At 70.9% G+C, this 21,260-nt stretch carries 22 protein-coding genes; 16 read left to right on the top strand and 6 right to left on the bottom strand.

Going from position 1 to position 21,260, the window contains the following annotated elements:
• Nucleotides 1–81: 81 nt before the first annotated feature.
• From FB467_RS13385 to FB467_RS13370, 4 genes are read left to right on the top strand one after another with little or no spacing between them, the layout of a single operon-like run.
• Nucleotides 82–558: a (2Fe-2S)-binding protein gene (locus FB467_RS13385; protein ID WP_141785546.1), complete on the top strand. Its 477-nt coding sequence runs from the start codon at nucleotides 82–84 to the stop codon at nucleotides 556–558.
• Entirely contained in the window at nucleotides 555–3,053 is a 2,499-nt protein-coding gene (locus FB467_RS13380; protein ID WP_141785545.1) for a xanthine dehydrogenase family protein molybdopterin-binding subunit, read from the top strand. The genes FB467_RS13385 and FB467_RS13380 overlap by 4 nt, the downstream gene beginning before the upstream one ends.
• Nucleotides 3,050–3,907: an FAD binding domain-containing protein gene (locus FB467_RS13375; RefSeq protein WP_141785544.1), complete on the top strand. Its 858-nt coding sequence runs from the start codon at nucleotides 3,050–3,052 to the stop codon at nucleotides 3,905–3,907. The genes FB467_RS13380 and FB467_RS13375 overlap by 4 nt, the downstream gene beginning before the upstream one ends.
• Before the next feature lie 4 nt (nucleotides 3,908–3,911).
• Nucleotides 3,912–4,715, top strand: coding sequence for an SRPBCC family protein (locus tag FB467_RS13370; RefSeq protein WP_141785543.1), 804 nt, complete (start codon nucleotides 3,912–3,914; stop codon nucleotides 4,713–4,715).
• 17 nt (nucleotides 4,716–4,732) lie between these two features.
• Here FB467_RS13370 and FB467_RS13365 read toward each other — a convergent pair whose 3' ends face one another.
• Nucleotides 4,733–5,134 (bottom strand): acyl-CoA thioesterase, encoded by a 402-nt coding sequence (locus FB467_RS13365; protein ID WP_141785542.1) that lies wholly within the window; start codon nucleotides 5,132–5,134, stop codon nucleotides 4,733–4,735.
• 116 nt (nucleotides 5,135–5,250) lie between these two features.
• On the opposite strand from FB467_RS13365, the gene FB467_RS13360 reads away from it, so the two are divergent.
• Entirely contained in the window at nucleotides 5,251–6,189 is a 939-nt protein-coding gene (locus FB467_RS13360) for a phosphotransferase (RefSeq protein WP_141785541.1), read from the top strand.
• 24 nt (nucleotides 6,190–6,213) lie between these two features.
• On the opposite strand, the gene FB467_RS13355 is transcribed toward FB467_RS13360, so the two are convergent.
• From FB467_RS13355 to FB467_RS13345, 3 genes are all read right to left on the bottom strand, one after another.
• A complete protein-coding gene (locus FB467_RS13355) occupies nucleotides 6,214–6,750 on the bottom strand; it encodes a hypothetical protein (protein ID WP_141785540.1) in 537 nt (178 codons plus the stop codon).
• A 53-nt stretch (nucleotides 6,751–6,803) separates the two neighbouring features.
• Nucleotides 6,804–8,033, bottom strand: coding sequence for a multidrug effflux MFS transporter (locus FB467_RS13350; RefSeq protein ID WP_228393176.1), 1,230 nt, complete (start codon nucleotides 8,031–8,033; stop codon nucleotides 6,804–6,806).
• Nucleotides 8,034–8,099: 66 nt separating this feature from the next.
• The gene (locus FB467_RS13345) at nucleotides 8,100–8,684 is read right to left on the bottom strand and encodes a TIGR03086 family metal-binding protein (protein WP_141785539.1); all 585 of its coding nucleotides are present in this window, start codon (nucleotides 8,682–8,684) and stop codon (nucleotides 8,100–8,102) included.
• Between the two features lie 128 nt (nucleotides 8,685–8,812).
• Here FB467_RS13345 and FB467_RS13340 point away from each other — a divergent pair, with 128 nt between their 5' ends.
• The 11 genes from FB467_RS13340 to FB467_RS13290 all read left to right on the top strand — a co-directional run bounded on the left by FB467_RS13340 (nucleotide 8,813) and on the right by FB467_RS13290 (nucleotide 19,636).
• Nucleotides 8,813–9,241: a hypothetical protein gene (locus FB467_RS13340; protein ID WP_141785538.1), complete on the top strand. Its 429-nt coding sequence runs from the start codon at nucleotides 8,813–8,815 to the stop codon at nucleotides 9,239–9,241.
• A gap of 316 nt (nucleotides 9,242–9,557) precedes the next feature.
• Nucleotides 9,558–9,785 carry a mersacidin/lichenicidin family type 2 lantibiotic gene (locus tag FB467_RS13335; protein WP_141785537.1) on the top strand — a complete coding sequence of 76 codons (228 nt, stop codon included), beginning with the start codon at nucleotides 9,558–9,560 and terminating at the stop codon, nucleotides 9,783–9,785.
• Between the two features lie 15 nt (nucleotides 9,786–9,800).
• Complete coding sequence (locus FB467_RS19545) at nucleotides 9,801–10,019, top strand: mersacidin/lichenicidin family type 2 lantibiotic (RefSeq protein ID WP_141785536.1); 219 nt, start codon at nucleotides 9,801–9,803, stop codon at nucleotides 10,017–10,019.
• A 122-nt stretch (nucleotides 10,020–10,141) separates the two neighbouring features.
• On the top strand, nucleotides 10,142–10,324 hold the full coding sequence (locus FB467_RS13325) for a hypothetical protein (RefSeq protein ID WP_141785535.1): 183 nt from the start codon (nucleotides 10,142–10,144) through the stop codon (nucleotides 10,322–10,324).
• Nucleotides 10,321–13,635, top strand: a complete 3,315-nt coding sequence (lanM, locus tag FB467_RS13320) for a type 2 lanthipeptide synthetase LanM (protein WP_141785534.1) — start codon at nucleotides 10,321–10,323, stop codon at nucleotides 13,633–13,635. The genes FB467_RS13325 and lanM overlap by 4 nt, the downstream gene beginning before the upstream one ends.
• Nucleotides 13,632–14,054, top strand: a complete 423-nt coding sequence (locus FB467_RS13315; protein WP_141785533.1) for a hypothetical protein — start codon at nucleotides 13,632–13,634, stop codon at nucleotides 14,052–14,054. The genes lanM and FB467_RS13315 overlap by 4 nt, the downstream gene beginning before the upstream one ends.
• 2 nt (nucleotides 14,055–14,056) lie before the next feature.
• The gene (locus tag FB467_RS13310) at nucleotides 14,057–16,207 is read left to right on the top strand and encodes a peptidase domain-containing ABC transporter (RefSeq protein WP_141785532.1); all 2,151 of its coding nucleotides are present in this window, start codon (nucleotides 14,057–14,059) and stop codon (nucleotides 16,205–16,207) included.
• On the top strand, nucleotides 16,204–17,052 hold the full coding sequence (locus tag FB467_RS13305; RefSeq protein ID WP_141785531.1) for a hypothetical protein: 849 nt from the start codon (nucleotides 16,204–16,206) through the stop codon (nucleotides 17,050–17,052). The genes FB467_RS13310 and FB467_RS13305 overlap by 4 nt, the downstream gene beginning before the upstream one ends.
• The gene (locus tag FB467_RS13300; RefSeq protein WP_141785530.1) at nucleotides 17,049–18,041 is read left to right on the top strand and encodes an LLM class flavin-dependent oxidoreductase; all 993 of its coding nucleotides are present in this window, start codon (nucleotides 17,049–17,051) and stop codon (nucleotides 18,039–18,041) included. The genes FB467_RS13305 and FB467_RS13300 overlap by 4 nt, the downstream gene beginning before the upstream one ends.
• Before the next feature lie 38 nt (nucleotides 18,042–18,079).
• The gene (locus FB467_RS13295) at nucleotides 18,080–18,931 is read left to right on the top strand and encodes an ABC transporter ATP-binding protein (protein WP_170230715.1); all 852 of its coding nucleotides are present in this window, start codon (nucleotides 18,080–18,082) and stop codon (nucleotides 18,929–18,931) included.
• 87 nt (nucleotides 18,932–19,018) lie between these two features.
• Nucleotides 19,019–19,636: a class I SAM-dependent DNA methyltransferase gene (locus tag FB467_RS13290; RefSeq protein WP_141785528.1), complete on the top strand. Its 618-nt coding sequence runs from the start codon at nucleotides 19,019–19,021 to the stop codon at nucleotides 19,634–19,636.
• Nucleotides 19,637–19,638: 2 nt separating this feature from the next.
• Here the strand turns inward: FB467_RS13290 and FB467_RS13285 are convergent, their stop codons facing one another.
• Nucleotides 19,639–20,112: a pyrimidine dimer DNA glycosylase/endonuclease V gene (locus tag FB467_RS13285; RefSeq protein WP_141785527.1), complete on the bottom strand. Its 474-nt coding sequence runs from the start codon at nucleotides 20,110–20,112 to the stop codon at nucleotides 19,639–19,641.
• A 13-nt stretch (nucleotides 20,113–20,125) separates the two neighbouring features.
• Nucleotides 20,126–21,205 (bottom strand): 3-deoxy-7-phosphoheptulonate synthase, encoded by a 1,080-nt coding sequence (locus FB467_RS13280; protein ID WP_141785526.1) that lies wholly within the window; start codon nucleotides 21,203–21,205, stop codon nucleotides 20,126–20,128.
• Between the last annotated feature and the right edge of the window lie 55 nt (nucleotides 21,206–21,260).

Below are 21,260 nucleotides of genomic sequence, written 5' to 3'. Positions count from 1 at the left end.
ACAGGGGGCGACTTTGGACAGGATCGGGGTGAGACCCGTGACCGGCAGATCCCACTGTCCCCACACAATGGAGTGACTTCTATGGCACGTATCACCGTCAAGGTCGACGGCGCGACCTACGTCGACGACGTCGAACCACGCATGCTCCTGGTGCAGTACCTGCGCGAGACCCTCGGCAAGACCGGCACCGTGATCGGGTGCGACACCAGCAACTGCGGGGCGTGCACCGTCCACCTCGACGGGCAGAGCGTCAAGTCCTGCAACGTCCTCGCGGTCCAGGCCGACGGCCGCGAGGTCACCACGATCGAGGGGCTGGCCACCGACGGTGCGCTGCACCCGGTCCAGGAGGCCTTCCACCAGTGCCACGCCCTCCAGTGCGGCTTCTGCACCCCTGGCATGATCATGCAGGCCACCAGCCTGCTGGAGGAGAACCCGACACCCTCGGAGGAAGAGATCCGGGTGGGGATGGAGGGCAACCTCTGCCGGTGCACCGGCTACCACAACATCGTCAAGGCCGTGCAGCAGGCGTCCGGCCAGTCCGAGGCGGTGTCGTCATGACCATCACCGAGGAGACCACCGCCGCCGCACCGGAACTGGAGGTCGGCAAGGCCCGTCGCCGCAAGGAGGACGAGCGGCTGATCACCGGGCGCACCCGGTGGACCGACAACCTGCAGCTGACCGGCATGCTGCACCTGAGCATGGTGCGCAGCCCGTTCGCGCACGCCACCATTACCTCGATCGACGTCTCGGCGGCCCAGGAGTCCCCCAACGTGGTGGCCGTGCTGACTGGCCAGGACGTCAAGGACATCCAGGGCTCGCTGCCGTGCGCCTGGCCCGTCACCGAGGACCAGCTGGCCCCGCCGCACCCGGCCATCGCGGTGGACCGGGTGGCCTTCGCCGGTGAGGTGGTGGCGGTCGTCATCGCCCGCAGCGCCGCCGCGGCACGGGACGCCGCCGAACTCGTGGACGTCGACTACGAGGACCTCCCGGCCGTGCTGGACCTGAAGGCGGCCGCCGCCGACGAGGCCCTGGCCCACCCGGACCTGGGCACCAACGTGAGCGCGACCTGGACCTTCGACTCGGCCGAGGCCGGTACGGGCGCGGACGTCGAGGACGCCATCCGGGACGCCGAGGTGCTGATCGAGCGGGAGTACCGCCAGCAGCGCCTGATCCCCGCGTTCATGGAGCCCCGCTCGACCGTGGTCGACCCCACCGGCGAGCAGTTCGTCATGTGGTCCGCGACGCAGGTGCCGCACATCCTGCGGCTGATGCTGGCGATGACCCTCGGGGTCCCCGAGTCCAAGGTCCGGGTCATCGCGCCGGACGTGGGCGGCGGGTTCGGCGGCAAACTGCAGGTGACGCCCGAGGAGGTCATCACCTTCCTCGCGGCCCGGCATACGGGCAAGCCGTGCAAGTGGACCGAGACGCGCAGCGAGTCGCTGCTGGCCGCCCACCACGGGCGGGACCAGTGGCAGAAACTCACCCTGGCGGCCCGTAAGGACGGGACGGTCACCGGCCTCAAGGTCGAGCTGCTCGCCGACATGGGCGCCTACCTGGGATTGGTCACGCCCGGCGTGCCGATCCTCGGGGCGTTCATGTTCAACGCGATCTACAAGTTCCCCGCCTACCACTTCACCTGCCGGAACATCTTCACCAACAAGACGTGGACCGACGCCTACCGCGGTGCCGGTCGGCCCGAGGCCACCTACGCCATCGAGCGGTTGATGGACGAGCTGGCGGTCGAGATCGGGGTCGACCCGCTGGAGATCCGGGAGAAGAACTGGATCAAGCACGAGGAGTTCCCGTTCACCACCGTGTGCGGCCTGGAGTACGACTCGGGCAACTACGAGGCGGCGACCGCCCGCGCCAAGGAGCTCTTCGGCTACGACGAGTTGCGGCGGGAGCAGCAGCAGCGCCGCGAGTCCGGCGACCCGGTGCAGCTGGGCATCGGCATCTCCACCTTCACCGAGATGTGCGGGCTGGCCCCCTCCCGGGTGCTCGGCTCCCTCAACTACGGCGCCGGTGGCTGGGAGCACGCCTCCGTCCGGATGCTGCCCACGGGCAAGGTCGAGGTGATCACCGGGTCCTCCGCCCACGGCCAGGGACACGAGACGGCGTGGAGCCAGATCGTCGCCGACAAGCTGGGCGTGCCGTTCGAGGACGTCGAGGTGCTGCACGGCGACACGCAGATCTCGCACAAGGGGATGGACACCTACGGGTCCCGGTCCCTGGTGGTCGGCGGGCAGGCGGTGATCAAGGCGGCCGAGAAGGTCATCGAGAAGGCAAAACCGCTGGCGGCCCACCAGCTCGAGGCGAGCGTGGAGGACCTGGAGTTCAGCAACGGCCGGTTCCAGGTGCGGGGCACCGACTCCGGCGTGGGGCTCGCGGACCTGGCGCTGGCTACCTTCGCGGCGCACGACCTGCCCGACGGCATGGAGCCCAGCCTGGATGCCGACGCGACCTTCGACCCGGTGAACTTCTCCTTCCCGCACGGCACCCACCTGTGCGCGATGGAGATCGACACCGAGACCGGGGCCTCGCGGATGCGCTCCTACGTGTGCGTGGACGACATCGGCACCGTGGTGAACCCGCTCATCGTCGAGGGGCAGGTGCACGGCGGCCTGGTGCAGGGCATCGCCCAGGCGTTGTGGGAGGAGGCGGTGTATGACGAGAACGGCACCCTGGTCTCGGGGTCCTTCGTCGACTACACCCTGCCGACCAGCGCCGACACGATCTCCTTCGTCACCGACCGGACGGTGTCGCCGGCCACCAGCAACGACCTGGGCGCCAAGGGCGTCGGGGAGGCCGGCTGCATCGCCTCCACCCCGGCCGTGGTGAACGCGGTCGTCGACGCGATCCGGCACTACGGGGTCAACGACATCCTGATGCCGTGCACCCCCGAGCGCGTCTGGCGCGCGATCCAGGGTGGCACCGCCGGCGGGCAGGCCGCGACCGAGGACGCGGCGGCTCCCCACTTCGGGGAGTCGGCGCCCAACCAGGACCCGCCCGGCCCGGCCGCCGGTCCCGCCGACACCACTGGAGGTGTGCAGTGATCCCCACCCAGTTCGACTACGTGGCCCCGGCGACCCTGGCGGAGGCCCTGGCGGTGCTCGCCGAGCACGGCGACGACGCCAAGGTGATCGCCGGCGGCCAGTCGCTGCTGCCCATCCTGCGGATGCGGCTGAACGCTCCGGAGCTGCTCGTCGACCTCGGCAAGATCCCCGACCTGCAGGGCGTGACCGACGATGGTGACGCCCTGCGGATCGGCGCCATGACGACCTACCACGACCTCCTGGCCGAGCCCCTGGTCGCCGAGCACGCCGGCCTGCTGGTCCAGGCTGTCGGCGAGGTCGCCGACCCGCAGATCCGGCACCGCGGGACCATCGGTGGCGCGTTGGTGCACGCCGATCCCGCGGGTGACGTCGGAGCCCCGGTGCTGACCCTGGACGCCGAGTTCGTGATCGCCGGTGCCGACGGCGCCGAGCGGACCGTGCCGGCCCCGGAGTTCTTCGTGGGGCTGTTCGAGACGGCGGTGCAGGACGACGAGTTGCTCACCGCCATCCGGGTGCCCAAGCACACCGGCTGGGGCAGTGCCTACGAGAAGTTCGTCCGGGTCTCCCACCAGTGGGCGATCGTCGGCGTCGCCGCCTGTGTCCGCGCCGAGGGCGGCACCATCGCCGAGGCGAAGGTCGGGCTGACCAACATGGGGCAGACCCCGCTGCGGGCCCCCGCGGTCGAGCAGGCCCTCGTCGGTCGGTCCGCCTCGGACGCGACCCTGCAGGAGGTGTGTGCCCAGGTGGGCGAGGGCACCGACCCGCCCTCGGACCTGAACGGCGCGGCCGACTACCGCATGCACGTGGCGGGTGTGCTCACCCGGCGGGCCGTGCTGACGGCAGCGGGAGCGTGAGCCGGTGAAGCTGTCCCACGAATTCACCGTCCCCGCCGACCCGGACCGCGCCTGGGCGCTGCTGACCGACCTGCACAAGGTCGGGAGTTGCTTCCCCGGCGCCACGGTGACCGAGGCGACCGAGCAGGACTTCTCCGGCACGGTGAAGGTCAAGCTCGGGCCGATCGCGATGATGTATGCCGGGTCCGGCCGGTTCGTCGAGCGCGACGACGCCGCGCATACCGCCGTGATCGAGGCCCAGGGCAAGGACAAGCGGGGCAACGGCACGGCCGGCGCCACGGTGAGCCTGCGGCTGGTGCCCGACGGGAGCGGCAGCAGGGCGGAGGTGAGCACCGACCTCAACGTCACCGGGAAGCCGGCGCAGTTCGGGCGCGGTGTCATGCAGGACGTCTCCGACAAGCTGTTGGGCCAGTTCATCAGCTGCGTCGAGCAGCAGCTCGGGGACGGCGGCGACGCCGACGACGCGACCGAGCCGGCGGGGGAGACGCCCACCGACGACGCGGCCGGACCGGCCGTCGCCCCCGAGGGCGCGGCGGCAGCCCCCGGAGCCGCCACAGCGGACCCGGCAGAACAACCGCCTCCCGTGCCACGGCCGGATCCGACCCCACGGCCGGCACCGGCCGCGGCGACGCCCGGCGGTTGGCACTCCGAGCAGGACGACGCGATCGACCTCGGCAGCGCGGTGGGTCCGGTACTGGTCAAGCGCTACGGCGGGTACGCACTGGCGGGCCTGCTGGGCCTGCTCCTCGGGTTGGCCCTCCGGCGACGGGGAACCCACGAGGAGGTCACGGGGCCGGGCGAGGAGTAGCGGCCGGCCGGCCGGGCTCAGGCGCGGTGCGCCTCCAGCCACGCGGCGTAGGCGGGGTCCAACGGACTGGGCACGCCGGTGTCGTCGACCTGCACCAGCACGGCGTCGACCGTGGCGCACACCCCGCGTGCGGTCGCCAGCTCGTAGCGGATCCGGAACGAGGAGGTGCCGACGTGGGTGGTCGCGCCCCGCACCTCGATCTCGCGGTCGGCGAGCACGGCCGGCACCAGGTAGTCGACCTCGACCCTCCGCACCACCAGGTTGGGTAGGAAGGGCAGGTCCGGGGCCGTCTTCCGGAGGTCGGCGAGCATCTCCATCCGGTGGTCCTCGCAGTAGCTGAGGTACCGGGTGTGGTTGACGTGGTTGAACGCGTCGATGTCGCTGAACCGGATCGGCACACGCAGGGTCAGGGCGCTCATCCGGCACACGCTAGGTGATCCGCACCGGTTTCCCGCACCCCGCCACGTGTTCGGGCGTCGAGAACCCGGCGGTGCGGATCTGCTGCGCGGACGGCCGGATGCTGCCACGATGGGGTATGCCCGATGCCACGCTCACTCCCGAGGAACTGGCGGCCCGCACCCGGTTGGCCACCGAGGCCGCATTCACCGCCGCGACCGACCTGGGCCTGAAGGTCGAGGACACCCGGGTGCTGCACGACGTCTTCTCCGTCGTGGTCCACCTGGACCCCTCACCGGTGGTGGCCCGGATCCCGGTGGTGCTGCCGCCGGGGACCACCCCGGAGGACGTCACCCTGCGCCAGCAGCGGGAGATCGACATCGCCGACTGGCTGGCCCGGGAGAACGTCCCCGTGGTGCGCCCATCGCCGCTGGTGCCGCCCGAGCCGGTCCGGGAGGACGACTTCTCGATGACATTCTGGGAGTTGGCCGACGTCAGCCCCGACCACAGCCCGTATGCCGGGGCGGACTACGCCGTGTGCGCCGCCCTGCACGCGGCGCTGGGGGCCTACCCGGGGGTGCTGCCGTTCCTGGGCCCGTTCAACGACTCGCTCCCGGCGATGATCGAGGCGCTCGAGGGGTGCCACCTGCTCTCCGACGACGACCTGGACCGTGTCCACGCCGAGTACCGGGCGCTCCGGCCGGTGCTGTCCGGTGTCCGGGCCTTCCAGGACCGGTTCCCGGAGGCTGACGTGCAACCGATCCAGGGCGATGCCCCCTCGCACAACGTCATCCGCACCACCTCCGGGTTGAAGTTCTCCGACTTCGAGGACGCCTGCCTGGGACCGATCGAGTGGGACCTGGCCGGGCACGGACCCGAGGCGGTGGCCGCCTACGACGCGGCGGCCGGCCCGTTGGGGCTGCGGACCGTCGACCCGGACCTGCAACGGATCATGGACGGGGCGCGCAGCCTGCAGATGGTCGGTGCCCTCAGCCTGGTGCCCCAGTTGCCGATGCTCGCCGAGGGGTTGGCGCCGATGCTGGAGGAGTGGCGCCGCGAGCCCTCACCCGTGCTCTGACCGGGCAGGGCGTCGCAGTTTGTCTCAGGCGAAGGCCACCGGGTGGTCGTAGGCCTCGAAGGTGAACATCCGCGGGACGTCGTCCTGGTCGTCGCCCTGGTCGGGGTAGAACCAGTAGTCCAGGACCGCCCAGCGGCGTTCCCCCTCGGGGAGGGTCAGCGTCTGTTCGAGGCTGGCACCGGTGTCCGAGACGGCCTCGATACGGTGCTCCCCGGGGGCGAGCTCGACCGGGAAGAGGATCCAGTTGTGCTGTCCCTCGACGTCGAAGTCGTCGTCGACCAGGCGCACGCCGTCGATGTGGACCGTGATCCGCACCCGGTCGTCCTCGAACGACTGGTTGCTGATGTAGAGGAGGACGTCGGCACTCTCTTCGTCGGTGATCCTCGGTCCGCCGGTGACGGCGGCCTCGTCCGGGGCGACCTCCGGGGTCGCGCCGCGCACCGCCACCGTGGCGCCGGGGTCGGGGGAGCCCGGGGCGTCCGTGCCGCAGGACGCCAGCACACCCAGCCCGACCAGGCAGGGTGCCAGCGCGCGGATCAGCCGACGAGCGGGAGACTCCATGTCACTGGGACGCGCCGGGGCGGCGTCCGGTTCCGGGGTCGCCCCGCAGGTTCTCACGCGGCGGCTGGGACCGCGGAGGCGCGGTGCCACACCCAGAAGGCCAGGCCGAGCAGGGCGAAGCCGGCGCTGGAGACCGCCATCACCAGCAGCGAGGTCGTGACGAACGGGGAGATGACACCGGCCAGCAGGGAGTTGAACACCAGGGAGGCGAAGGTGGCCAGGGACGCTGCGGACCCGCGGTGGTGCGGGAACAGGTCGAGCATCGCCAACTGCAGGACCGGGAAGGCGATGGCGACCGCGAAGGCGATCAAGCCCGGGGCGATCACGACGATCGGCAGCGTGGGGCTGATGGCGACCAGGACGACGTTGGCCAGGGCGGCGAGCAGGGCGAAGCCGATCGCGCCGTCGAGCAGCCGCTCGGTGCGCACCCGCCCGGCCAGCCGGCCGGACACCCAGGCCCCGGTCACCATGCCGCCGATCATCGGCACGAAGACGAGCCAGAAGTCCTGCTCGCCCTTGCCCAGCAGGTCCACCACGAAGATCGGGGCGGACACGACATACAGGAACTGGGCGGCGAAGGTGAAGGTGGTGGCCATCGCGAGCCGGGCAAACGCCGGGTGCCGCGCGACGCCGACCAGACCGCCGAGCATCGGCCGGACCCTCAGCGCATGACGGTCCGCGGCGGGCAGCGTCTCGGGGAGCACCAGCAGGGTGAGCAGCGCGATCAGGATGCCGTACCCGGCGATCGCCCAGAAGATGACCGGCCAAGGTCCGATCGCCAGCAGCCAGCCACCGACGACCGGCGCGATGGCGGGGGCGATGCTGAAGATCATCATCACCCGGCTCATCAGGCGGTGCGCGTCCGCCCCGGAGTACATGTCGCGGATCACGGCGCGGCTGACGATCGTCGCCCCGCCGGCGAAGGTGCCCTGCAGCGCGCGGCACACCAGCAGGACCGGGAGGGACGGCGCCAGGGCGCAGCCGACCGTGGCCAGGGTGTAGCCGACGAGCCCACCGATCATCACCGGTTTGCGTCCGAGCGCGTCCGAGATCGGCCCGTGGAAGACGCTCATCACCGCGAACGCGAGGAGGTAGACGCTGGTCACCTGTTGCATCGCGGTGGTGGACGCCTCGAAGTCGGTGCCCATCGCGGTGAACCCGGGGAAGACCGTGTCGATCGTGAACGGGCCGATCATCGCCAGCCCGGCCAGCACCGCCGTCACCAGCAGGGTCGGTCTCGCCGAGGGCGGGTGCGACGCCGGTCGCTGGGCGGGGTTGGGCACCAGGAGACCGTAGCCCAGCGGGGTGCGGCGCTGAGCGACGGGCAGCAGCGCCGATCGGCGGGAGGGCTATGTCGTGGGTCGCCACCCCACGTCGCGCCCGGTGAGGCCGATGAGCCGGTGCAGCGGGTCGGCATCCGCGGGGGTCGGCACCGGTGGTCCGAAGAGGCCGGGCGTGCCGCCGGGGCTGTCCCGCACCGACTGCTCCACGAACCGCAGCGCCGCCGCCACCAGGTCCGGCTCGGCCCCGAACCGCTGCCCTGTCGCGGTCGCCAGGTCCCAGCCGTGCACGATCACCTCGTTGACCGCGACCAGGGCGGCCACCTCCCCGGGCAGGTCCACCCCACCGGCCTGCGTCATCCCGGACCAGGCAGGTTCCTCCCGCCAGGCCCGTGCCAACGTCGCCAGCCGCCGGGGGATCCGGCGGCGCCAGTCCGCAGCCAGGGTGGCGCCGTCCGGAGCGGGCGGGTCCTGCGATCCGTCGGACACCTCCTTGGCCGCCGCCTCGGCGAACGCGTGCGCCAGGCCGTCCACGTGGTCCAGCAGATCCGCCACGGAGAACCCGGGACAGGGTGTCGGATCCTCGAGCTGGTCGTCGCGGACCCCCGCCACGACCGTGCCGAGTGCCTGGGTCGCGGGGTGGAGGTCGTACATGGGGGCTCCGTTCGTCGGGGACAGTCCACAGGGTCTGACCCGCCTCGGGTGCCGGACTCATCGGTATGTCGTCGGGAACCGGTCCTGTCGGCGTGGAACGGGGAGGGGCGCCGGCGCGTCCTACCACCATGAGCGCCTCCCTGCCCCGCCTCTGCACGCGGTCCGCCCCCGTACTCCTGCTGTCGGTCGCCCTGGTGCTGTCCGGCTGCGGGGACCAGTCACCGTCCGGCCAGCCCCAGGACCCGAGCGCGTCGCCGACCGGCGCCACGGTGGTGGAGGTCTACGAGGACGTTTCCTACTACGGGGCGTGCGGCAACGAGGTGCTGCACCACGAGGACCTCGTCTACTACCCGCTGCTGAGCGAGGAGTTGGAGGACTTCGATCCCACCCCGTATGCGATGGGCCCCGGGCCGCTGCCCGCGGTCGCACCGCCCGGGCCGGGTGATGACACCGGCACCCTGACCGTCTACAGCGACGGTTACGCGAGGTTCGTCTCGGACAGCGGCATGGAGACCTGGTTGACCGAGGAGAGCCGCGAGTACAACTGGGTCTGCTGAGTCGTGTGTGGCGTGGATCGGCCAGGACGCCCGACGCGCCGAGGGTAAACGGTTGAATCGTCAGGAAGATCGACGAGGTCGTACCTGACCTGCACCGCAGCGCGATGAGAGCGCGTTCATGGCGCCGGGGACCACGTAAAATGAACTTCTGTCTTTCGTCAACTCATTGCGGGCCGCTGAAAGCCGTGCTTATGGTCGTGATGCACCACACAGTGGTGCTGCATCACCAGAGAAAGTCCCTAGACTCTTCGAAGGTCGATTGTCGCAATGGCTGGCTGGCGGGTTGGGGGACTCCGATCAGAGATGGAGGAAGTCAATGACGACAACGACTGCATGGAAAGACCCTCAAGCCAGGGGGTCGGATCTGGATATCCATCCGGCCGGCGTCGTGGAGTTGTCCGACGACGACATGGACATGGTGGCTGGTGGCACGGGCTGGGCCTGCGCCATCGTCACCGCGACCATCGCCATCACCGTGACCAAGTGCTCGCCTGACGGGACCCTTTGCGGGTCCTGCCAGATGGGCACGCGTGGTTGCTGCTGAAGGGGGCTGTGCGAGATGGATATCGTTCGCTCCTGGAAGGACCCGCAGTCCCGCAGCGCCGACATGGCGCACCCGTCGGGGTCGGCAGAGATTGCCGAGCTGACCGAACTCGAGATGGATGAGGTCTCCGGCGCAGGCTCCGGCCTCGTGGGGACCTTCGGGTGCTGTTGGTGTGTGCCGTGGTACTCAGGTTGGACCGTTTGCGGTCTAGTCTGCGACCACCCGGGCTGCTAGTCCGGCGGCGCTGAGTCGCTGGCTGGGGGCCCACAGCCAGCGACTCGAGCGACTTGTACTTCATGCCTAATTTATCTGATCGTTATCTGATGTTCCGAAGGCTCGGATCGAGAGAGTAGTTGATGGAGATGTTGACGAAGATCGAGATGTTGGCCGTCGTAGGCTTTATTGTTTTGGGCGTCCTTGCGTTCGTCCTGCTCGGCAACTATTACCTGGCCATCGCCGCGATCGTCGGGCTCCTCGGAACGGGTCTCGTAGCCATTATCCGGAACCGCACGCAGGCGGGGCGAGGCGTGCGACAGTGATTGGCACGCAACAGGAGCGTCGCACCGACCCTGCGCCCGGCACGACCGCCCAGCGGTGCCCGGACCTGCCGTGGTGGCGGGCGGCGACGCTGAGTGAGCGACTCGCAGCGCCCGGCACCCCCACGGTGAACGACCGGGACCGGCAGGACTTCCGGATCTCCCGCTGGCGTTCGCTGCCAGCGTTCTCCGATGCGGAGTCCGAGGACACGGTGTTGCGCCCGCTCGGCGTGAGTGCGAGTGACCTGTGGGGGCTGCTCGGTGAAGACGACGACTCCCTCCGCCGGCGCCTGGAGGAGGTGCCCGACTGGGTCGCGGACTTCGAGCGGTTCTGGACGCTGGGGCAGGATCGTGCGGAGCTCCCGCCGCTGGGTCTGCTGGAGGTGCTCCGTCCCCTACTCGAGGGAGCCCTCCGCGAGTTCGTGACCGGCGCCGAGGGCCTGGCCGAGGGCCAGTCGGAGGAGATCCGTCAGTCGGTCGACTCGCTGGTGCAGGCCGTCGTCGCCGATCCTCCCGTCGAGTACCTGCACATGATGTGTTCCCCCGTGCTGGTCCTCGAGCTCAACGTGGCACGCGTGGAGGAACGACTGGGGGACGGAACCCCGGAGGAGCGCTACGCAGCGTTCGTCAGCCTGCTACAGGGACAGGAGGGCCGAGCAGCGCTGCTGTCCGAGTACGTCGTCCTGACCCGGTTCGTCACGACGCGGCTGCGCTACTGGGTGGAACGCCGGCTGGAGTTGGTCCGCGCCTACCTCGAGGACCTCCCGGAACTCTCCGGCGTGATGTGGCAGGGGCAGGTGCCGCGGTTCACCCGGGTCGAGTTCGGTGCCGGAGACAGCCACCGCAAGGGCCGTTCCGTCGCGATCCTGGCCACCGACAGCACCAAGGTGGTGTACAAGCCGCGTGACGTCGCGCTCGACCGGGCGTTCGACCGTCTCCTGGCGTGGACGAACGACCACCTGACCGAAGCACCCCTCCGGCGGGTGACCACGGTGGGGCGGGCCGATCGGACGTGGGTCGAGTTCATCGACAGCTCCCGCCCGACCGACGAGGCGGGCGCCGACCGGTACGCTCGACGGCTGGGTAGGTTGACCGCGCTGCTCTATGCGCTGCACTCGACCGACTTCCACTTCGAGAACGTCATGGCCTCGGGGGACGACCCCGTGCTGGTGGACCTGGAAGCGCTGCTGCACGTCGAGCCGATCGGTGCAGGATCCCGCCCGGAGGAGAAACTGGTCAACGCGGCCGCCACGGTGCTGGGGGAGTCCATCCGCTCCATCGGCATCCTGCCCGACCGTATCCTGGTCAACCAGGATGACGAGTCGTATGCCGTCGATGTCAGTGCCATCGGCGGCCACGGGGGGCAGCAGGGGCTGGTCGAGGTACCCACGCTCGTCGACGCCGGCCGCGACACCATGCGGATCGATGCGCAGCGCCACACGGTGCCGGCCCAGGCGAACGCGCCCACGGCAGAGTCGGGCGAGGTCTTCGACCTGGTGCAGCGCGAGGGACCCTTCCTGCAGGGCTTCGAGGAGACCCATCGTCTGCTCGAGGAGCATGCGGACGAACTGGTATCCGAGGATGGACCGCTCGCCGGATTCGCCGGGGCGGTGGTCCGGCACATCGCCCGGCCGACCTTCCTCTACGGGCGCCTGCTGCTGAAGTCGATGCACCCCGACTTCCAGCGAGACGCGCTCGACCAACTCATGTACCTGGGCAAGCTGCTCAACGGCCACCGGGGGAGGCCCGACCGGATCGGGGTGATCCGGGCCGAGTTCGAGGATCTCCTCGTCGGTGACGTGCCCATCTTCGGGGTGAGTGCCGACACCGGGGAACTCTTCGCCGGGGACGCGGAGGTGCCGCTGGGGCGGCGCACCGAACCCCCCACCGACATCGTGCGCGCACGGATCAACGCTCTGGACACCCAGGACCGGCGCCGGCAGATGGAGATCGCCACCTACAGCTTCGTGGCCGCCTCCATCGACGGTGAGGTCGACAAGTGGCCGGGCTGGTCGCGGCCCCGACCGGCCGCCGGGGCCTCCCGGGAACAGGTGGTCGAGGCCGCCCACGAGATCGCCCGCACCCTGTGCGACTCGGCCGTGGAACGGGATGGACACCTCGGCTGGATCGGGCTGAACCTGGTCGACGAACGGTGGTGGACCCTCTCCCCGACGTCCATGGACCTGTATGCAGGTGTGCCGGGTATCGCGTTGGCGCTGTCCGCGGTCGCGAGCGTCGGGGGAGACGACCGGGTCGTCGAGTACGCCGACCGGGCGATGGGCCAGGTCGCGTCCCAGGCAGCCGTCATGGCGGAACTGTCGGCAGGCCAGGTCGCCAAGCGGGGGGTCGCCGGGATGGATGCGGGAGCATTCGGCATCGTCGGCGGCACCATGTACGCCCTGGCGACGGCCGCGACGTTGCGTGACCGGGCAGACTGGGGTGACGCAGCAGCAGGGCTCCTGGACACGCTCGGGAAACTTGTCCAGGTCGACGATAATGCCGACATCGTGTCGGGCAGCGCCGGGGCGCTGCTGGCCGCACTCGCCGTCGCGCCGTTCGCCCCGACTCCGGCCTTGGAGGTGGCCCACTGCGCCGCCGACCGGCTGCGCGAGACAGCCCAGGGCCTGGGCGAGGGTGAACTCGGGTGGATCAGCCCGGTCTCCGACGGCCAACCCCTCGTGGGGCTCTCGCACGGCACCCTCGGCATCGCCCTCGCGCTCGCCCGGCTACACGAAGCCGACTCCGGCGCCGACGTGGGGGACCTGATCGCCGGTGCCCTGGCCCACGAGGACCAACACTTCGACAGCCAGAGCGGCGACTCGGCGGACCTCCGGACCATCGCCACGGGTCGCGGCGGGGCGATGCGTGCCTGGTGTCACGGCGCGGGTGGCGGCGCCCTGGGACGTGGTGCCCTGCTGAGGCACCAGGACCTGATCCCGGACCCGGACCGGCTCACGGGGCAACGCGACCTGGCGGTCCGCGCGCTGTGGGACACCGGGCTGGCGGGAGCATCCGAGGTGCGCGGGATCGGCAATCACTGTCTGTGCCACGGCGACGTTGGCAACCTGCTGGCCGCCACCCACTCCGGCGCCGCTCCCCACGCGGACACCGACACGACCCTCCTGGCCCTGGTGGAGTCGGGCAGCCGGGACGGATGGCTCTGCGGGGTACCGCGCGGCGTCCACACCCCGGGACTGATGACCGGGACCGCCGGCATCGCGTGGGGCCTCGCGTTTGCGGCCTCCGGAGGGGCGATGCCGAATGTGCTGACCCTTGAGTCCGCGGAGGCGGTGGGTGAGGTGAACAGGCCATGACAGCCACGCTCGACGAGACACAGGCAGCGATCCGGAGCAGCGACTCGATCACTCCCGAGGTCATCCGGGTCCGCTGGTGGTGGTTCTGGGTGACCGCAGCAGTCTGCGCGGCCATCCTGGTGGCCGGACTCCTCGTCACCTACCGGCCGGTCGCCCACGGGCAGTGGAGCGAGGTCTCCGGCACCCGGGGCAGCCTCCTCGTGTCGGGAGGTGACGTCGCCCAGGAAGGCGAAGATGTCGAGGTGGCCGTGCCCGGCGATGTCATCGACGGCACGGTGATCTCGGTGCAGCCCGCCGAGCAGGGCCAGCCACCGACAGTGGTGGTGGAACTCGACGAAGCGGTCGACGACGTGGTCGCTGGGGACCCGGTCAGCGTGCGGTTCGCGCCCACGCCCGTCCTCCGTGGCCTGATCGGCTGACCATGTGGCGCACACCGGTTCACTACCAGTCGACGCCCACCGAGTGCGGGGTCGCCTGCCTGGCGATGGTCAGCGGCTTCCACGGCCACCACATACAGGTCCGGGAGCTGCGCAACAGCCTCGGTGTCGGACGGGACGGGACCTCGCTCCGGGTGCTGGCGGAGTCGGCGCGCGACCGCGGCTTCGAGGCCAAGGCGCTGCGAGCACCGATCGAGTCGCTCGGCGAGGTGACGGCCCCCTTCATCGCCCACTGGGAGGGCGCCCACTACGTGGTGGTGGAGCGGATCTCCGGGAGCGGGGTCCGGATCATCGATCCGGCCATCGGACGGCGCACGCTGTCGTGGGCGGAGTTCGACGCGGGCTACCAGGGCGTGGTCCTCCAACTCCGACCCCAGCAGGTGACGCCCCGTGCCCGCGAGCGCGGGTCCTTCTTCTCGTTCATCGCCCGCTACGTCCCGCGGAGCCCCTCACACCTGGGCGCCGTCGTCGGCGTGTCCCTCCTGCTCGTCGCGTTGGGGATCCTTCCTCCGCTGCTCACCAAGTTCGTGGTGGACCAGATCATCCCGTCCGGTGATGCGGGCGTTGTGAAGATCTTGCTGCTGGGGCTGCTCTGCTTCGCGGTGGCCAACGTGGGCAGTGCCCTGGCCCGATCCGAGTTCCTGCTGTGGCTGCAGACCGTGATCGACATCCGGATGATGACGCACTTCATGCGACACCTGCTGTCGCTGCCCTACAAGTACTTCCAGCTGCGACGCGGCGGAGACCTGTTGGTACGCGCGTCGAGCACCGCGTTCATCCGCGACCTGCTGAGCGGCCAGATGCTGGCCATCCTCATCGACTCGGGCCTGGTGATGGTCTACCTGGCTGTCATCGCCCTCAACTCCTGGGTCATCGCGCTCGCGCTGGTCGCCGTGGGCATGCTGCAGGTGCTCCTGATCGTGAGCACCCTGGGGCGCGCCAAGCTGCTCGCCGAGCGGGAACTCATCGCCATGGGCGACTCCCAGAGCGCGCTGCTGGAGACGGTGGGCGGCATGGAGTCGATCAAGAGCTCGGGCGCCGACCGTGCGGCCTTCTCCCGGTGGGCCGTGGCCTACCGGCGCCAGTTGGACAGCTCCGTGCAACGTCGCCGCCTCGACAACGTCGTCGAGGCCGTCCTCTCCGGCACCCGGATCGCCGCGCCCATCGCGGTCACCCTGCTCGCGGCGTCGCTGGTGATCATGGGCCAGATGTCGATGGGCACGATGCTCGCGGTGAGCGCGCTGTCGGGGGCGGCGTTGGCGCCCATCGGCCAGCTCGGCAACAGCCTGCAGGCCATGCAGACCGTCCGGGTCCACCTGGACCGGATCAAGGACGTGTTGGATGAGGAACCGGAATCCGTCGGGCAGGGCGATGCCAGGCCGGTGCTGAAGGGCAGCATCGAGCTGGAGGACGTGTCGTTCGCCTACGCGCAGAACGCGCCCTTGGCGCTGGACCGGGTCAACGTGTCCGTGCCGGCAGGGGGACGGGTTGCCGTCGTGGGTTACAGCGGATCGGGCAAGAGCACGCTGGCCAGGGTGCTCACCGGCCTCCTGCCGCCTACGTCTGGCAACGTCTCGATGGACGGTCACCCCCTTCAGTCCCTCGACCTCGAGTGGCTCCGCTCCCAGTGTGGGGTGGTGACCCAGTCTCCCTCCCTGTTGAGCGGGGACATCCGGGCCAACATCACCCTGGCCGACCCCGAGGCGACGGATGAGGACGTGGTCCTCGCGGCATCCCTGGCCTGCCTGCACGATGACATCGTCGCGATGCCGCTGGGCTACTCGACCCCCCTGGGCGATGAGGGCGTCGGGCTCTCCGGCGGACAGCTCCAGCGCCTGGCACTGGCCAGGGCGCTCGTGCACCGACCGCGGATCCTCGTCCTCGACGAGGCGACCAGCCACCTGGACGCCCGGACGGAGCAGCAGGTCTTCGGGCGGCTGCGGGATCTGGCCTGCACGCAGGTCATCGTGGCCCACCGACTCAGCACGGTGCGGGACGCAGACCAGATCGTCGTCCTGCACCACGGAGAGGTGGTCGACACCGGGACGCACGAGGAACTCGTCCGGCGGTGCCCTCACTACGCCGACCTGGTCGCCCACCAGATGGACACCCCCGCGGGTGCCGAGAACTCATGACCACACTCCAGGAGCGACGGCTCACCAGCAGTGACCGCGAGTCGTTCCGGCGAGACGTCCGGGCCGAGCTGGTGAAGTTGCGCACAGACGTGGTGCCGTGCGTCGCGGTGGCCGGCGGCGTGGTCATCATCCTCGTGCTCGCCACGCTGTATGCCCTCTTCGCCGGGGAGGTCCAACGTCCGGAGGGCAGTGGTCTGGCCCTGCCGGAGATGCTCCTCAACGTCTACCTCACCGGGTTCCGGTACGGCTTCATCCTGTCGGTTCTCCTGGGCATCACCATGATGGCGGGCGACCTGAGGCAGGGGACCCTGTTGACCACCCTGGTCGCCTCCCCGCGGCGCTCTCGGGTGCTGGCAGCCAAGGTCGCAGCAGCCGGGGTCGCCGGTGCGGTCGCCGGTGGCCTGCTGCTCCTGGCGGGGCTGACGGTCGGTGTCGTGGCCGCCACGATCGGTGGTCACCCGGTCCTCCTCACCGATCCCGACACGCTGGGCACGATCGGGGCGGCGTGGCTCGCCCACCCGCTCTTCGCCGTGATCGGGGTCGGGGTCGGTTCCCTCTTCCGCAAGGAGTTGTTGGCGGTCATCGTGGCGCTGGTCTGGTTGCTGCTGGTGGACGGGGTGGTAGCCGGCATCCTGAACCAGACCGACGCCCTCGGCACTGCCGCCAGCATGCTGCCCGGCAGTGTGGTGGGTGCACTTTCCGGCGGGGTCGAAGCGGGCGGCGGAGCCGAGCCCCTGGCCGCGGGCGCAGCACTGCTCGTCCTGGCCGGGTACGCCGGCCTTGCCTGGCTGGTGGGGGCCTGGACGGTGGCGCGGCGCGACTACTCCGCGGGGCGGGACCGGTGAAGGTCTCCGTCCTGCTGCCGTTCTCTCCCGCCGACGCGCGGGCGGGCTACCGGGTCGCCGAGTTGGTGGCGGAGGGCACGGCCGACCGCTTCTGGATGGGCCACAGCTTCGGCGTGGACAGTCTGCACGTGATGAGCTATCTCGCCGGTGCGGGCCTCCCCGTCCCGTGCGGACTTAGCGTCGGACTGGTCCCCCTGCGCACGGCGTATGACGCGGCACTCCAGGCTCGGAGCGCGGCCGTCCTCACCCAACAGCCCTTCGTCCTCGGCCTGGGCATCGGGAATCCCGGCTTCGCCCGGGCGGTGACGGGGCGATCCCGGGTGCGTCCGTCCCACGACACGGTGCACCAGGTCCGACAGGTCCGACTCCTCCTGGAGGGTGGGGTGTTGCCGGGAGACGGGGGAGGCACGGACGACGGCTCCCCGGTGGGTCTCCTGCCCGTGGCCGCCCCGGCAGTCGAGGTGGGTGCCGGTGTGCTGCGCCCGCGCCACGCGGCCGCCGTGGGCGAGGTCGCCGACGTCGCGATCACCTTGCTGACTCCCCGGCAGTACCTGACGGACACCCTGGTGCCGGCTCTCCGGGACGGTGCCGACCGGGCCGGTCGATCGTGCGCACGGGTCGTGAGCATCGTGCATGTGGCGACGGCCCGTCCGGGTCGCGACCTCGCCACGGTCATGACGGCGGCAGCCGGGGGACACCTCGACCTGCCCCACTATCGCCGGATGCTTGAGATGTCCGGTGCAGTCAGCGAGGGGGCGACCACGGGGGAGGCGATCACCCAGCTGCTGGACTCTGGGGTCCTCGCCGTGGGCTCGGAGGACGAGGTGGTCGACCACGTCCTCGCTCTACGGGCGGCAGGCGTCGACGAGGTCGTCCTCAACGCGGGAGGCGTCTTCGCACTGGAAGGGATGGCGAGGATGGTGGACGAGCTCCGGTCGGTGGCGCACGCACTCCGGTCGACGGTGGGGCGGGCGGTGGCCGCCCGATGAGGACCATCACGAACGGGATCCGGATAGCCTTCGCGGCGGTGACCAAGAGTCTCGCCGGACGCCAGGTCCTCACTGGCGTCGACGTCGCCTGCGCGCCCGGACGCCTGACCGTGCTGCTCGGACACAACGGCAGCGGCAAGTCGACCGCGCTCGGCATCCTGCTAGGACTGACGTCGGCGGACAGCGGCAGCGCCACCTTCGGGGACCGGGAACTGCGTGACTACGCCCGGGCACGCCGGATCGTCGGCGCGGTGCTCGACCGGCCGACCGCTGCCGCCGGCAGGACGGCTGCAGACCACCTCAGGGTCGTCGGGCACGGTCTCGTGGACCGAGCCACCCAGCAGGAGGCGTTGGAGCGGGCCGGTCTGGCCGAGGTTGCCGGTGACCGGGTGGGAACCTACAGCCTGGGGATGCGGCAGCGCCTCGCCGTCGCGGCCGCCACGCTCCACCGGCCAGCCTCCCTGGTGATGGACGAGCCGCACAACGGGCTGGATCCGGAGGGAGTGGGGTGGCTGCACGACACCCTGCGTGAGCACTGCACCGACGGAGGCACTGCGCTGGTGGCCACGCACCGCATCCGCGAGGCGCTCGACGTCGCCGACGATGTCGTCGTGCTCCAGGACGGTGAGGTGGCGCAGTCGGGGCCGGCGCGGTCGTTCAGGCTGCGCAGCAGGGTCACCGTCGAAGTGCTCTCGGAGGCCGATACGCCGACCATGGTCCGGGGTCTGTCTGAGGGCGGTTGCGGCCCGGTGGAGAGCGAGGGTTCGCGGATCCGGGTCGAGGGGGCGGACACTGCCCGGGTGGCCGCCGTGGCCGGCAACGTGGGGGTCCCCCTCGTGGAGGTCGCCCAGGAGGAGCCGACGCTGACGGATCTGCTCCTGGAGGGCTGACCGTCCACGGTGGACTCGCTAGGCTCGGCGGGGGACCGGCCCCGACCGCTCCTCCGCGACCCGCCCGCCACCACCTGAGGGGTAACCATGTCCGGCGACAGTTTCGATGACCGCGCGGCCACCTGGGACGACGACCCGGAGAAGCGGACCCGAGCCACCGCGGTGGCCGACCTCATCCGCCAGGTCACCGGGCCCGACCCAGACGCACGGGTCCTGGAGTGCGGGGCCGGGACGGGGCTGCTCTCGGAGGCGCTGGTCGGACACGTCGGGCCGATCACCCTCGCGGACCCGTCCCGCGGTATGCGACAGGTCCTGGCCGACAAGGTGTCCGCAGGCATCTTCCCGGGGGCCACCCGGATCTGGGACGTCGACCTGTCGACCGCGCCGCCTCCGGCGGAGGAGTTCGACCTGGTCGTCAGCCTGATGGCCCTGCACCACATCCCGGACGTGCCAGCGGTCCTGCGCGCCTGCGTAGCACTGTTGGCGCCCGGTGGCCGGGTGTGCCTGTCGGACCTGGTCGCTGAGGACGGGTCGTTCCACGACTCCCCGGACGCGGACGTGCACCACGGCTTCGACACCGACGCGCTCGCGGAGCAGCTCGGGCAGGCTGGCCTCGTCTCCGTCGACGTCCGGCACGCGTATGACGTGATGAAGGACGGGCGTACCTACCCGTTGTTCCTCGCGACGGCCGTCCGACCCGGCTGACGTCACCGCGGGCCGGCCTCGCCGACCACCTCCCAGTCCGCCACCGGACCCTCGACGACCGAGAAGACCGGATGCACGGCGACCCGATCGCTGCCCGCGGCGACGTCGCGGGCGTGTTCCTCGGCCAGCTCGGGACTGCGGACCCGGAGCTTGCCCATCAGGTGCGCCCACTCGTGGTCGAGCTGCCCCTGCGTGACCTCGAGGGCACCGGCCCACCGACCGGTCGGGTCCGGGGTGTCCACCCTGGTGACATCGAAGGAGTAGCCGCGGGCGGTCGCCTCATCGTGCACGCCGCACAGGTAGGCGCCCACCGCCCCGAGCGGGTCGTCGGTCTCCCGGAACCGGGTGAGCTGCGGGTGACGGGTGTAGCCGCGGGTCCGCCCGGCCAGGACCGTCTGTGCCAGGAGAGCCTCCCGCCAGGCCGCGGTCAGTCCCGGGCGGTCCAGGTAGCGGGGGTGCAGGCTCCACAGGCGCATCGGTCGGCCGGCCTCAGCGGGTGCCGCGCCGTTGTCGCACCGAGCCGGCGAGGTCGGTGAGCACGGTCCGGGTCGTCTCCCACGACATACAGGCGTCGGTCACCGACTGTCCGTAGGTCAAGCCGGACGGCGCCGGCTCCTGGCGACCCTCGACCAGGAAGCTCTCCAGCATGACTCCGACGACGGTGGTGCTGCCGGCTGCCACCTGGGCCCCGATCTCCCGGGCCACCTCGGCCTGGCGGACGTGGTCCTTGCGGCTGTTGCCGTGGCTGGCGTCGATGACGACCCCCTCGGGGAGTCCGGCCCTGGCCAGCAGGGCGGCGGCCTCCGCCACGGAGGCCGCGTCGTAGTTGGGGGCGGCCCGCCCGCCGCGCAGGATGACGTGGCAGTCGGGGTTGCCGGCCGTCTCGACGAGGGCGGCCCGGCCCGACAGGTCGACGCCGAGGAAGGTCTGCGGGGCACGCGCCGCGACGCACCCGTCCACCGCGACCTGGATGTTGCCGTCCGAGCCGTTCTTCAACCCGACCGGCATGGAGACGCCGGACGCGAGCTGGCGGTGCACCTGGGACTCCACGGTGCGGGCGCCGATCGCGCCGTAGGTGACGGTGTCGGCGAGGTACTGCGGGGTGGTCGCCTCCAGGTACTCGCAGCCGGCCGGGACCCCGGCGTCGAGTACGTCGAGGAGCACCTGACGGGCCAGCCGGAGCCCGCGCGGGATGTCGTAGCTGCCGTCCAGGTGGGGGTCGTTGATCAGGCCCTTCCACCCGGTGGTGGTGCGGGGCTTCTCGAAGTACACCCGCATGACGACCACCAGGTCGTCCTCGAGGGCCCGCGCGGTCTCGGCCAGCCGGTGGGCGTAGTCGACGACGGCGACGGGGTCGTGTGCCGAGCACGGCCCGACCACGACGAGCAGCCGGTCGTCGTCGCCGCGCAGCACGTCCTGCACCGCGGCCCGGGACCGGGCGACCCGCTCGGACAGGTGGTCCGGCAGCGGGAGCTCGGTGCGCACGTCGTGCGGGGTGGGCAGCGGGTCCATCCGTAGGACGCGCAGGTCGTCGGTGCGTTCAGCCGCCATCTGGTTGATGCTAGTCATCGGGGTGTCCTCCTGGTGCGGTGGCGGCACCCCTTCGTCCCGGAGCGTCCGCCTG

Source organism: Ornithinicoccus hortensis, assembly GCF_006716185.1.
GTDB lineage: Bacteria > Actinomycetota > Actinomycetes > Actinomycetales > Dermatophilaceae > Ornithinicoccus > Ornithinicoccus hortensis.
This window is presented reverse-complemented; position numbering and strand designations above follow the sequence as displayed.